Consider the following 12374-nt stretch of genomic DNA (forward strand, 5'->3'; position numbering starts at 1 on the left):
ACGGCGTCGAGATGCCCCAGCTTGGCTACGGCGTCTTCCAGGTGCCGAACGACGAGACCGCTACTGCCGTGGCACATGCGCTCGAAGCCGGGTACCGCAGTATCGACACTGCTGCGGCGTACCAGAACGAGGCGGGTGTCGGGCAGGCCCTTGCGGTGTCCGGCATCGACCGGAGCGACCTGTTCATCACCACGAAGCTGTGGAACGCGGACCAGGGGTACGACTCGACACTGAAGGCGTTTGACCAGAGCCTGTCGTTGCTGGGTCTGGAGTACCTCGACCTGTATCTGATCCACTGGCCGACGCCGGCACGTGATCTCTACGTCGAGACCTGGCGTGCGCTGCAGCAGCTGTACTCCGAGGGGCGTGTGCGCGCCATCGGTGTCTCCAACTTCCAGCCGGAGCACCTGGACCGTCTCGAGGGCGTGACGCCCGCGGTGAACCAGGTCGAGCTGCACCCGTACCTGCAGCAGGCCGACGTACGCGCGTACGACGCGGACTTCGGCATCCGCACCGAAGCGTGGAGCCCGCTCGCCAAGGGCGGCACCCTGTTGACCGAGCCGGTCGTAGCGGCGTTGGCGAAGCAGTACGACCGCACACCGGCCCAGGTCGTACTCCGCTGGCACCTGCAGCTGGGCAACATCGTCATCCCGAAGTCCGTCACCCCTACCCGCATCCGCGAGAACCTGAACGTCTTCGACTTCACCCTCACCGCAGACGACATGACCGCCCTCAGCACGCTGGACCGCGGCGAACGCACAGGCCCCGACCCAGACACATTCAACGTCGCCTGACTAGGGTGGATCGGCCGGGCTTCCACCCGTGGTTTCAGGAGCGGCTTGCCCTAGGAATTCGCATAGGCGCGTGACACGGCGTGGAAGGACTTCTTCGGTAGCCAGTGGTACGGCGACGACGGATTGGTGTCGTCGTAGCGGAGGACTTTGCACAGGCTGAAGGCGGCCATGTCCTCGTCGTGAGGGCGGTCGTGGGGGCGGTGTGGTGCGTCCGGTGAGATGAACGTGTACGGCGACGCACCGAGGAAGCCCTGGTCCGCGAAGACCCGCAGCATGTGTGTCAGGTGGTCCGCCTGCTCCTGCTCGTTCCGGACGTACTGCGGTGGGATGACCGGGACGTCTCCGCTGTAGTCGACGATGTCCCAGCCCATCCCGCCGAGCTTCGCGGCGCCGGTGAACGTGCAGCAGCCGAACTCGAGGATCAAGATCGGCTTCTGCCAGCGACGGAACGGTGCGAGCTCCTTCGCGTGGTCCGCGGCGCGGGCGTGGTACGAGTAGTAGTCCAGCCCGACGATGTCGAAGATCGACCAGTCCACCCGTTCGAGGTCCGACGCCGCGCCGTACGTGATCCGACCTCGGAAGTTGCTGCGGGCAACCTTCACCATGCGGGCGGTGAACGCGCGGAACCGTCGCTGCAGTACGGCCATGTCGAACCCGCCCTTGGTCAGGTACTCGACCCGCTCGAAGAAGCTCGCGCCCGGCACGATGCCCGGGGTGAACAGCATGAACTCGCAGCCGACCACGAGGATCACCTCGCGGTCGTACCGCTTCCGCAGCCGTTCCGCCTCGATCGCGACCTGCCGCAGCTTCTCCAGCTCCGCCGCCTGCGGTTCGTCGAACGAGCGCGGCTGGATCGACACGGTCAGCCCGGCCTCGAGCGCGACGGTCGCGGTGTCGATCAGCCGGCGTACGGCGCTGCCGTAGATGCTGACCCAGTTCGCGTGCAGCCGGTGCCGGATCGCGTGGAGCTCGCCGCGCATGATGCTGCGCCGCCAGCGCGCCCGGCTGTCGTCGGGCCCTCCGCCGGTGTCGTACGCGACACCCTTCAGCGCCAGCCGCCCCGGGACCCCGGCGCCGGATGCGGTTGGGGGGGTTGGTGAGTGCGGCCGCAGCCGTGGCTGCGCCGAGGGTAAGGAACTGGGAGCGGTTGATCGTCATGGCTCCGAGTCTTCGCCGGTCCGCCGGGCACGTCGTCGTACCGAGGTCGCCGGCCGCCCGACTTTGGTCGTGAAACGGTGTTCTCGGATGTGACACACTGTTTCAGTGCGCGAAGCAGACCGCCGTACGGCGCTCGGATCGGTATGGTTGCGGGATGAACCGGAGCCGACGCGGAACCGGCTGAGCCGCGACGACATCGTCGCGGCCGCGATCCGGGTGCTGGACCGGGACGGGCTGGACGCGTTCTCGATGCGGGTGATGGCGGCCGAGCTCGGCACCGCGGCGACGTCCGCGCTGTACTGGCGGATCGCGACCAAGGACGATCTACTCGAGTTGATCGTCGATGCCGTACTTGCCGACGCGTTGGTCGAGACGGACGGTGACTGGCGTGACCAGGTGACCGACGTGCTGATGGCCGCCTACCAAGCGCTGTGGGAACACCCTTGGGCCGCGCAACTCCTCCCGAGCCACGCCGGGCTCGGCCCGAACTACCAGGCGCTGACGGACCGGGTGCAGAGCATCCTGGCCGCAGCCGGTTTCAAGGGCATGCACTTGGATTCGGCGGTGTCCGCGGTCATTCACTACCTGATCGGTTCGGCGGTCGCGGACTCGGCGTGGCTAGCGGTCGTACGACGCAGCGGCTTGAACGAACTGCGCTGGGCGTCGAAGTCGGCGGACCGGATGGGCGTCGACGCCGCGCACCTGGCCGCGTACCTGAGCCGCGAGAGCACCGCCGGCCCGGAGGCTCGTTTCGCCTCCGGGCTGCGGGTGATCCTCGTCGGCCTCCGGCCGCGGCAGATCTTCTAGATCCGCGGTCTTCTAGAGATCCGCGAACGCGGATGCCGGGTTCTCGAAGGCGTCGGCGACGAAGCGGAGGAACGCGGCCGCGGTGCCGCCGTCGCAGACCCGGTGGTCGAAGACGAGCGACAACTGGGTGAGCTTGCGGACCGCGATCGCACCTTCGACCACCCAGGGCCGGTCGATGATCCGGCCGACGCCGAGGATCGCGACCTGCGGGTGGTTGATGATCGCCGCGCTGCCGTCCACGCCGAAGCTGCCGTAGTTGTTCAGCGTGAACGTCCCCGAGGTCAGCTCGTGCTGGGTCAGCCGGCCGTCGCGCGCCGACGCGGTCAGCCGGCGGATCTCGGCGTCGAGGCCGCGGGTCGTCAACCTGTGCGCGTTGCCGACGGCCGGTACGACGAGACCGCGGTCGGTCTGCGCCGCGAGCCCGAGGTTCACCCCGTCGTACTGGACGAGCTCCTCGCGCGCGGTGTCGACGTACCCGTTGAGCTCCGGGTACTTGAGCAGACCGGCGATCACGAACCGGGCCATCAACGCGAGCAGCCCCGGTCCCGGGTCGGTCGCCGATCGCAACGACGCCCGGAGCTCGACCAGCGCGGTCGCATCCACGTCCACCCAGGTCGTCGCCTCCGGGATCTCCGACCGGCTCCGACTCAGCGTCGCCACAACCGCCTTCCGGAACCCACTCATCGGCGTACGCCGCAACTCGTGTAGACCGGTCCGCCCCTCAACCGTCCCCGCCGACGGCTGAGCTGCGGGGGCAGGGGCCGCGGTGAGGGTCGGCTTGGTTTGGGAGGTGATGGCTTGTTCGACGTCGCGGCGGAGGATCAGGCCGTCGGGGCCGGAGCCGGTCAGCTCGTGTAGATCGACGCCGCCGTCGCGCGCCAACCGCCGCACCAGCGGCGAGATCACCAACGGCACGCGCCTTTCCGGAACCTTTTCGGCAACTGGTGCCGAATTTGTTCCGAAGACCCGAGGTTTCCGCCGACGTCCGGCTCCGGACGACTCGACCGTCCCGTAGCCGACCAGAACGTTCCCCGACCCGGCCCGCTCCTCCGCCCGGTAGGCCGCACCCGCCGCACCCGCCGCACTCGCGGCACCCGCCGCACCCGCGGCACCCGCGGCACCCGCCACACCCGCGGCGCCCGGGGCGCCCGCGGGATCGCCTACCGTGATCAGGGGCTTGCCGACCGGCACCGTAGTACCCGGCTCGCCGTGTAGTTCCTCGATCACGCCCGCATACGGACAAGGAAGTTCGACGATCGACTTCGCCGTCTCCACCTCCGCGATCGGAGTGTCGACGGCGACCACGTCACCGACCTCGACCAACCACCGAACGATCTCCGCCTCGGTCAGACCCTCACCGAGGTCGGGCAGGAGAAACGTGTTCACGAGTCCTCCCACTGCAGATCGTCGACCGCGTCGAGGATCCGGTCCACACTCGGCAACTGGTATTTCTCCAGCTTCGGCGGCGGGAACGGAATGTCGAACGCGGTCACCCGGCGCACCGGCGCCGCCAGCGAGTGGAAACACTTCTCGGTGACCCGGGCAACGATCTCCGACGAAACACTCGCGAACCCGCTGGCCTCCGCGACCACCACAGCCCGCCCGGTACGCCGTACCGCCGCACAAACCGTTTCGTCGTCGAACGGCACCACCGACCGCAGATCCACCACGGTCAGCTGCCGCCCCTCGGCCGCGGCAACCTCGGCCGCCTCCAGCGCGACCGGCACCGCAGGACCGTACGCGATCAACGTCGCGTCCGCGCCTTCGCGCCGTACGACGGCCCGCCCGATCTCCGGCACCGACTCGCCGAGGTCGACCTCTTCCTTCGCCCAGTAGAGCTTCTTCGGCTCCATGAACACGACCGGATCCGGAAACTCGATTGCCTTACGCAACAACCCGTAGGCGTCCTCGACGGTCGCCGGCGTCACCACGGTCAGACCCGGGGTATGCGCGAAGTAGCTCTCCGACGAGTCGCTGTGGTGTTCGACCCCGCCGATACCGCCACCGTACGGAATCCTGATCACCATCGGCAGCTGGACCCGCCCCCGGGTCCGGTTCCGCATCTTCGCGACATGCGAGACGACCTGCTCGAACGCCGGGTACCCGAACGCGTCGAACTGCATCTCCACCACGGGACGCATCCCGTTCATCGCCATCCCGACCGCCATGCCGACGATGCCCGCCTCGGCCAGCGGCGTGTCGAAGCAACGCTTCTCGCCGAACTCCGCGGTCAGCCCGTCGGTGATCCGGAACACGCCACCCAGCGCACCGACGTCCTCGCCGAACATCACCACCGACTCGTCGGCCGTCATCGCGTCGCGGAGCGCCTGGTTGAGCGCCTGCGCCATCGAGATCTTCGTGTGCGCCATCGTCAGGCCTCCTCTCGGGACAGCTCGTCGCGCAGGAACGCGGCCTGCTCACGGAGCTGCTGCGTCTGCTCGGCGTAGAGGTACGCGAACATCTCGGCCGGCTCCACCTCGGGCTCGGGCATCAGTCCGGCCCGCAACTGCTCGGCTACTCGTGTAGATCCTTCTTCCGCACGCTGCCGTACCGCGTCGTCCAGGCCACCGTTCACCGTCAGGTACTTCACCAGCCTGTCGATCGGATCGCGGTCGAGCCACGGCGCCACCTCAGCGTCCTCGCGGTACCGGGTCGCGTCGTCGGCGTTCGTATGCGCCTGCACGCGGTACGTGTGCGCCTCGATCAGCTGCGGGCCTTCGCCGTTGCGGGCCTTCTCGACGGCCCGTCCGAGTACGGCGAGCAGGCCGGCCAGATCGTTGCCGTCGGCCCGTTCACCTGGTACGCCGTACCCGATGCCCTTGTGGGCAAGGGAAGGCGCGGCGCTCTGCCTGGCCAGCGGAACCGAAATCGCGTACTCGTTGTTCTGGATGAAGAACACCACCGGCGCCTGGAAGACCGCCGCGAAGTTGAGCGCCTCGTGGAAGTCGCCTTCGCTGGTGCCGCCGTCGCCGACCAGCGCCATCACGACCGTGTCCTCGCCCTTCAGCCTGGCCGCGTGCGCGACGCCGACCGCGTGCGGGAGCTGGGTCGCGAGCGGGGTGGCCTGCGGCGCGACCTTGTGCTCGTACGGGTCGTACCCGGAATGCCAGTCGCCACGGAGCAGCGTCAGCGTCTCGATCGGGTCGACACCGCGGCTCATGATCGAGACCGAGTCGCGGTACGTCGGGAACAGCCAGTCGTCTTCGCGCAGCACCATCGTCGCGGCGAGCTGGCATGCCTCCTGCCCGAACGACGACGGGTAGACCGCGAGCCGGCCCTGCCGGACCAGGGCGCTCGCCTGCTCGTTGAAGCGGCGGCCCTTGATCAACTGTGTGTAGCCGTCGAGCAGGGTTTCGCGGGCAGGCAGCTCGTACGACGGGTTTTCGTGCGGTACGCCGTACTGATCGATCAGACAGACGGGTTCCGCGGAGGGGAGCAAACGCTCCTCGACGGCAGTCATGGACCCTCCAGCGCAGGAGACGGACGGTAGCCACATCGTCGTCCCTCCTGGCCAAGTTGTTCTAGACCTGGAATTATTGAGAGACGTTTGGCCAGATCGCGCGCCTTGGAGGTTCTACGAATGTCTGACGAGGTGATCGTCCACCGGGCCGGTCCTGGACAGATTGTCGTGGCCCCGGCGCTCGACGAGATCGATCGGCTGATCATCGAGGCGCTCGGCCGCGACGGACGGCTGTCGATCCGGGCCCTCGCCGACACCGTGCACATCTCCCGCGCGAACGCCTACGCCCGGGTCGAGCGGCTCACGAACACCGGCGTGATCACCGGTTTCACCGTCACCGTCGACCCGCTCAAGCTCGGCCTCGGCACGTCGGCGTACGTCACCCTGAGTCTGCGGCAGAGCTCGTGGCGGACGCTCCGCAAGCAGCTCCAGGCGATCCCGGAGATCAAGCACATGGCGCTGGTCGGCGGCGACTTCGACGCGATCCTGCTGGTCCGCGCGGCCGACAACGAGGGGCTGCGCCGCCTGGTGCTGGAGAAACTCCAGGCGATCCCAGAGGTCCTCGCGACCCGCACCGCACTGATCTTCGAGGACGTCGGGACGCTCTAGGGCGCGCCTCCCGGCCCCACGCCGTCGCGAGCAGGTGCTCGGCGGAGTGCCTCGGCGCGCCGGCGCGGAGGGTTCGATGTGGTTTCATCGTGCCCTTCGCGCCGGTGCGGCGAGGTGCCCGCCGAGTGCCGCGCAGTAGGCGTGGGGTCGGGAGGCGGGTCCTAGCAGCCGCAGGATCGACGGCGGATCAGCTCCGTCGGGATCGTCAGCGCCTCCACCGCGTCCTCACCTTCGATCAACCGGCGCACAGCCTCCTCGGCCAGGCCCTCGACCGGCTGCCGTACGACAGTCAACGGCGGCCAGGTGTACTCCGTCTCGGGCGTACCGTCGAAGGCCACGACCGCGATCTCGCCGGGAACGTCGACGTCGGCCTCGTGCAAGGCGCGCAGTACGCCGATGGCCTGCAGGTCGGAGCTGACGAAGATCGCGGTCGGCTCGTGGTGGAGCATCGCCTGCCCGGCTCGGTACCCGCCTTCTCGGGAGAACTCCACGCGGACGACCGGCCCTTCCGGCAGCGCGGCCAGCGCCAGGGCCTCCCGCCAGCCGCGCTCGCGTTCTGGCGCGCCGGCGCCGCCGATGACCAGGCCGATCCGCCGGTGGCCGTGCGAGATGAGGTGCTCCACGCCGAGCCGAGCACCTTCGCGGTATGCCGGACGGACCGAGCTGACCTCCGGCAGCAGGCGGTTGACCGCGATCACCGGCACCTCGACGTCGTCGAGCGCAGGGTCGTCGGTCGGCGCAACCAGGATCAGGCCGCTGACCTGGCGGCGCAGCAGTTCGGTGATCTTCGCGTTCTCGGTCTCCGGGTCGCCGCCCGCGCTGGTCTGGAGTACGACGTACCCGCGGGCCGCGGCCTCCCGATCGATCGCCTTCGCGAGCTCCGCGAACAGCGGGTTGCCGCCGTCCGGGGTGATCAGCCCGAACGTCCGGGTGGTCCCGGTCCGGAGCGCGCGGGCGGTCGCGTTCGGCCGGTAGCCGAGCGCGCGGATCGCCTCCAGCACCTTCTCCCGGGTCTCCGGCGCGACCTTCCGCGGGCCCTCGTTCACGACGTAGCTGACCACGGCGGTACTCACGCCGGCGTACTCGGCGACGTCGTTCCGGGTGACCGGTTCCTTCGGCATGCAGGCATGGTACGACGGTTGACCGGGTTGGAAAGCGATTGCTAGCGTATCGATCTACACGAGTAGAAGGAGTCCGCCGTGCCCAGACGCTACGCAGTCGCCGGAACCGGATCGCGCGCGCAGTCGTACATCCGAGCCATCGTCACCAAGCACCCCGAAGAGGCAGAACTCGTCGCCCTGCTCGACTCGAACCCGGGACGCCTCGCGTTCCACCAGGCCAAGCTGACCGAGCTCGGCGGCCCGGAGCTCCCGCGGTACGGCGCCGACGACCTCGAGCGGATGGTCAAGGAGCAGTCCGTCGACCGCGTCGTCGTGACCAGCCCCGACTACACCCACGCCGCGGTCGTCTCCCGGCTGCTGCGGGCCGGCGCGGACGTGATCGTCGAGAAGCCGTTGACCATCGACGCCGCCGGCACCCGGCAGATCGTCGACGCGATGAACGAGTCCGGCAAGTCCGTCGTCGTCACGTTCAACTACCGGTACTCGCCGCGGAACAGCGCGCTCCGCCAGGTGATCCAGGACGGCGAGATCGGCCAGGTCACCAGCGTCGAGTTCCAGTGGGTGCTCGACACCCGGCACGGCGCGGACTACTTCCGCCGCTGGCACCGCGAGAAGAAGAACTCCGGCGGCCTGCTGATCCACAAGGCGTCCCACCACTTCGACCTGGTGAACTGGTGGATCGCCTCGCAGCCGACGCGGGTCTTCGCCTCCGGCGGCCTGTCGTTCTACGGCTCCGAGAACGCGGCCGCCCGGGGCATGGGCGAGCGCCCGGCGCGCGGCACGATCGATGGGTCGGCCAACGACCCGTGGTTGCTCGACCTGCGCACCGACGAGACCAACCGCCGGCTGTACTACGAGGCCGAGAAGTACGACGGGTACCTGCGCGACCAGGACGTGTTCGCGCCGGGCATCACGATCGAGGACAACATGTCGGTGATCGCGGAGTACGCGAACGGCGCCCGGCTGAGCTACTCGCTGAACGCGCACTCGCCGTGGGAGGGGTATCGCGTATCGGTCAACGGGACGCTCGGTCGCGCCGAGCTCGAGGTGGTGGAGCGGGCTGCGGTCGTCGACGACCGGATCGACCCGAGCTACCCGTCGGACCGGGTGATCGCCGGCGACGTCCGTACCGACGGTGAGCGGCTCGTACTGCAGAAGCACTGGGCCACCGCTGTCGAGGTCGAGATCCCGCGCGGCGACGGCGGCCACGGCGGTGGCGACAAGCTGCTGTACGACGACCTGTTCGTTGGCGCGGGCAACGATCCGCTGGGCAGGGCCGCCGACGTCCACGACGGGGTGCGTGCGGTCGCGGTCGGAATCGCCGCGAACCAGTCGCTAGCTACCGGTCAGCCTGTCGTCGTCGCTGACCTCGAGCTGGGCGGTTGGACCACCGTTTAGCCCTGTCTCGCTGAGGATCTGCTGGACGGTCGAATCCAGCGCGCTCGTCTCGTCGATGACCGTCTCACGCGGCTCGTCCAGCAGATCCTTCGAGCGGTACCAGGCCGCCATGTCGTCCGCCGAGAACGCACTCGCCTTGTCCCGGCTCGCGTGCCGCCGCACGGTCTCCTCGAACGGAACGTCCAGGTAGTAGAAGTAACCGCCGTACTCGCGATGCAGTTGCGCGAGCATCCCGCCGTACCGGACGGTCGGCAGAATCCCTTCTACTACAGCGTGAAATCCACGGCTCAAAGCATGCCTGGCCATCTGCCCGATCAGCTCGATGTTCGCGCCGTCGAGCTCGTCGAGCTCCTGGAACACGATTCGCCGCACGTAGTCCTGCTCGATGTAGGCGATCCCACGCCCGTAGTGCGCCCGGATCGCTTCCACCACAGAACTCTTGCCGGACCCAGAGTTGCCCCGGACAACTATCAGCTGCGGCGTCACGTGACGGGACTGTACACAACGGATCGGTCGGTTCAGCCGGCGTCTCGGGCTGAGCGTTGGCGGCGGAACCAGATCAGGAGGGCGATGCACGGTACGACGAGGCCGCCGATGCCGAGTACGAAGAAGTCCCACTCCTGCCCGATTCGTTCGGTCAGCCAGGTGAAGTTCTGCCCGAAGAACCCGGTCACGAAGGTCAGTGGGAGGAACACCGTCGCGAGGATCGTCAGCTGCTCGATCGTCGCGTTCTGCCGAACGCTGACCTTGGTCTGCTCGACACCGATCACCGCCATGTTCGCCTCGAGCACCGTGGCGAGCAGGTCGCGTTGCGCCGCGACCTCCTCGTTCACCAGGACCAGGTGGTCGTGGACGTCGCGGAAGTACGGCAGCAGCGCGGTGTTGCGGGCGTCGCGCTCCAGGGTGGCGAGTACGGCGAGCAGCGGGTGTACGGCACGGTAGAAGTCGGTGACCTCGCGGCGCAGGAAGTAGATCCGCTCCGTCGGGGCGACCGAGCCGGCGAACACGGTCCGCTCGACCTCCTCGATGTCCCGCTCGAGCTCCGCGACGACCGGACCGTACCCGTCCACGACCTGGTCGAGGATCGCCCAGAGGACGGAACTGGTACCGCATTCGAGCAGCTCGGGACGCTGCTCGAGCCGGATTCGGGCGCCGTGCAGGTCGCTCGCGACTCCCTGCCGGACGGTGATCACGAACGACGGCCCGACGAACACGCTGACCTCGCCGAAGTCGACCTCCTCGCGCTCGTCGTCGTACCGGGAGGTGCGCAGGATGACCAGGCGGATGTCGCCCTCGTACGGCTCGACCTTGGGGCGGAGATGGAACGTCTGCGCGTCCTCGACGGCCAGTTCGTGCAGCCCGAAGCTCTCTCTGACCTCGGTGAGTTCCTCGGCCGTGGGCTCGTACATGCCCAGCCAGACGAACCCGCCGGCCTTGCAGCTCGCGGCGGCGTCGCCGACCGACATCGCCTCGACGTGCTGGCGGCGTCCGTCCCGGTAGTAAGCGCAGTCGATGATCATGGTGACCTCCTCTCCTGATCGTCGTCTTTCCGGCCGGTACGGCAACAGGGTCCGGCCGGGAAAGCCAGGGTGAACTTCGATTCCGGTCCAGTTCCTGAGAAGTGCCGGTGAGATTCCTGGTCTGGTTCGGACGAGTCGACAAGGATGAAGGTATGGAACTACCAGTCGTGCTGATGCCGAGACCGATGAACGCAGCCGTCGCCGCCGGGTTGGACGGTCACTGCGAGCTGATCCGGTTGTGGGAGGAACCAGACCCCGACGCGGTGCTCACGGCCCGCCGGGACGAGATCGTTGCCGTCGCCGCGGGCGGTTCGACGATCGACGGGCCCTGGCTCGACCAGTTCCCGAACGTACGTCTCGTCGCGAGCTTCGGCGTCGGGTACGACCGCATCGATGCGACGGCCGCTGCCGAACGTGGTGTCATCGTGACGAATACGCCGGGTGTGCTCGACGACGAGGTCGCCGACACCGCGCTCGGTCTGCTGCTGATGACGGTCCGCGAACTGGGTCAGGCCGAACGGTATCTGCGCGACGGCAAGTGGGCCGGCGGTACGCCGTACCCGTTGACCCGCGCAACCATGCACGGTCGCCGCCTGGGCATTCTCGGCCTCGGCCGCATCGGCCAGGCGATCGCCGACCGGGTCGAGCCGTTCGGCATTACCGTTGCCTACCACAACCGTACGCAGAAGGACGTCCCGTACCGGTACTACCCGACCCTGCTGGAAATGGCCGCCGACGTCGACACCCTGATGGTCGTCATCCCCGGCGGTTCCAGCACGCGCCACCTGGTCGACGCCGAAGTCCTCAAGGCGCTCGGCCCAGACGGGATCCTCGTCAACGTGGCCCGCGGCACAGTCGTCGACGAACAGGCTCTGGTGGACGCGCTCCGCAGCCACACGATCCAGGCCGCCGGCCTGGACGTCTTCGAACACGAACCCAAGGTCCACCCCGACCTGCTGACCCTCCCCAACACCGTCCTCCTCCCCCACGTAGGCAGCGCCACCCAACCCACCCGAACCGCCATGGCCAGCCTCGTAGTAGCGAACCTCACCCACTACCTGACGAAAGGCACTCCGCTGACCCCGGTCCCCGAATCCACCCACCTACTCGAGTAGCCCATCGGGTCGGATGTAGTCAGGTTCGGGGTCGATCGTGAAGCGGACTGCGTTGATGGTGGTCGCGCCGGACAGCCAGGCCTTGGAGATTCGGTGGCCGCCGTCCATCAAGCCGCCGTCTGCGGAGAGGATGACCGGGTAGCTGAGGTCGGCCTTCTGGATACGGTCGGCGTGCTCGGCGACCATCCGGCAGGTGACCGGGCGACCGCCGAACCAGCAGTCCTCGTCGAACTCACGGATGTCGTCGATCCGCACCACCTCGGTCGGAAGTCCTTCCGCGAGCTTCCACAGCCTCTCGGTCAGGTAGAAGGCGCGCCCGCCCGGCACGGGGCGTGAGTGTTGTTCAGGCATCCGACCATCCTCACCCGTTGCACATCAACCCGCCACGCGAT

At 68.2% G+C, this 12374-nt stretch carries 13 protein-coding genes; 5 read left to right on the forward strand and 8 right to left on the reverse strand.

The window, feature by feature from the left end:
- The first annotated feature begins 11 nt into the window (after positions 1 to 11).
- Positions 12 to 794 (forward strand): aldo/keto reductase, encoded by a 783-nt coding sequence (locus ACFYRU_RS08015; RefSeq protein ID WP_387658052.1) that lies wholly within the window; start codon positions 12 to 14, stop codon positions 792 to 794.
- A gap of 50 nt (positions 795 to 844) precedes the next feature.
- Here the strand turns inward: ACFYRU_RS08015 and ACFYRU_RS08020 are convergent, their stop codons facing one another.
- Positions 845 to 1774: a hypothetical protein gene (locus ACFYRU_RS08020; protein ID WP_387654477.1), complete on the reverse strand. Its 930-nt coding sequence runs from the start codon at positions 1772 to 1774 to the stop codon at positions 845 to 847.
- A 283-nt stretch (positions 1775 to 2057) separates the two neighbouring features.
- Between ACFYRU_RS08020 and ACFYRU_RS08025 the strand changes: the two genes are divergently transcribed.
- A complete protein-coding gene (locus ACFYRU_RS08025; RefSeq protein WP_387654480.1) occupies positions 2058 to 2759 on the forward strand; it encodes a TetR/AcrR family transcriptional regulator in 702 nt (233 codons plus the stop codon).
- 12 nt (positions 2760 to 2771) lie between these two features.
- Here ACFYRU_RS08025 and ACFYRU_RS08030 read toward each other — a convergent pair whose 3' ends face one another.
- The 3 genes from ACFYRU_RS08030 to ACFYRU_RS08040 are packed head-to-tail and all read right to left on the reverse strand — an operon-like array spanning position 2772 to position 6219.
- Complete coding sequence (locus ACFYRU_RS08030; RefSeq protein WP_387654482.1) at positions 2772 to 4145, reverse strand: dihydrolipoamide acetyltransferase family protein; 1374 nt, start codon at positions 4143 to 4145, stop codon at positions 2772 to 2774.
- On the reverse strand, positions 4142 to 5128 hold the full coding sequence (locus tag ACFYRU_RS08035) for an alpha-ketoacid dehydrogenase subunit beta (protein ID WP_387654485.1): 987 nt from the start codon (positions 5126 to 5128) through the stop codon (positions 4142 to 4144). Before ACFYRU_RS08035 ends, ACFYRU_RS08030 begins: the two co-directional genes overlap by 4 nt.
- A 2-nt stretch (positions 5129 to 5130) precedes the next feature.
- On the reverse strand, positions 5131 to 6219 hold the full coding sequence (locus tag ACFYRU_RS08040) for a thiamine pyrophosphate-dependent enzyme (protein WP_387654488.1): 1089 nt from the start codon (positions 6217 to 6219) through the stop codon (positions 5131 to 5133).
- A gap of 120 nt (positions 6220 to 6339) precedes the next feature.
- Here ACFYRU_RS08040 and ACFYRU_RS08045 point away from each other — a divergent pair, with 120 nt between their 5' ends.
- Complete coding sequence (locus tag ACFYRU_RS08045) at positions 6340 to 6828, forward strand: Lrp/AsnC family transcriptional regulator (protein ID WP_387654490.1); 489 nt, start codon at positions 6340 to 6342, stop codon at positions 6826 to 6828.
- 161 nt (positions 6829 to 6989) lie between these two features.
- Here ACFYRU_RS08045 and ACFYRU_RS08050 read toward each other — a convergent pair whose 3' ends face one another.
- Positions 6990 to 7949: a LacI family DNA-binding transcriptional regulator gene (locus ACFYRU_RS08050; RefSeq protein ID WP_387654492.1), complete on the reverse strand. Its 960-nt coding sequence runs from the start codon at positions 7947 to 7949 to the stop codon at positions 6990 to 6992.
- A gap of 78 nt (positions 7950 to 8027) precedes the next feature.
- Here ACFYRU_RS08050 and ACFYRU_RS08055 point away from each other — a divergent pair, with 78 nt between their 5' ends.
- Positions 8028 to 9347 carry a Gfo/Idh/MocA family protein gene (locus ACFYRU_RS08055; RefSeq protein WP_387654494.1) on the forward strand — a complete coding sequence of 440 codons (1320 nt, stop codon included), beginning with the start codon at positions 8028 to 8030 and terminating at the stop codon, positions 9345 to 9347.
- On the opposite strand, the gene ACFYRU_RS08060 is transcribed toward ACFYRU_RS08055, so the two are convergent.
- Together ACFYRU_RS08060 and ACFYRU_RS08065 are read right to left on the reverse strand one after the other, a co-directional pair.
- Positions 9285 to 9833: an AAA family ATPase gene (locus ACFYRU_RS08060; RefSeq protein ID WP_387654497.1), complete on the reverse strand. Its 549-nt coding sequence runs from the start codon at positions 9831 to 9833 to the stop codon at positions 9285 to 9287. The genes ACFYRU_RS08055 and ACFYRU_RS08060 overlap by 63 nt on opposite strands.
- A 32-nt stretch (positions 9834 to 9865) precedes the next feature.
- The gene (locus ACFYRU_RS08065) at positions 9866 to 10867 is read right to left on the reverse strand and encodes a magnesium and cobalt transport protein CorA (RefSeq protein WP_387654499.1); all 1002 of its coding nucleotides are present in this window, start codon (positions 10865 to 10867) and stop codon (positions 9866 to 9868) included.
- Positions 10868 to 11019: 152 nt separating this feature from the next.
- On the opposite strand from ACFYRU_RS08065, the gene ACFYRU_RS08070 reads away from it, so the two are divergent.
- A complete protein-coding gene (locus ACFYRU_RS08070) occupies positions 11020 to 11982 on the forward strand; it encodes a 2-hydroxyacid dehydrogenase (RefSeq protein ID WP_387654502.1) in 963 nt (320 codons plus the stop codon).
- On the opposite strand, the gene ACFYRU_RS08075 is transcribed toward ACFYRU_RS08070, so the two are convergent.
- Entirely contained in the window at positions 11971 to 12333 is a 363-nt protein-coding gene (locus ACFYRU_RS08075) for a hypothetical protein (protein ID WP_387654505.1), read from the reverse strand. The two genes, ACFYRU_RS08070 and ACFYRU_RS08075, sit on opposite strands and share 12 nt — an antisense overlap.
- Positions 12334 to 12374: the final 41 nt, after the last annotated feature.

The organism is Kribbella sp. NPDC004536 (genome assembly GCF_042873835.1).
Lineage (GTDB): Bacteria > Actinomycetota > Actinomycetes > Propionibacteriales > Kribbellaceae > Kribbella.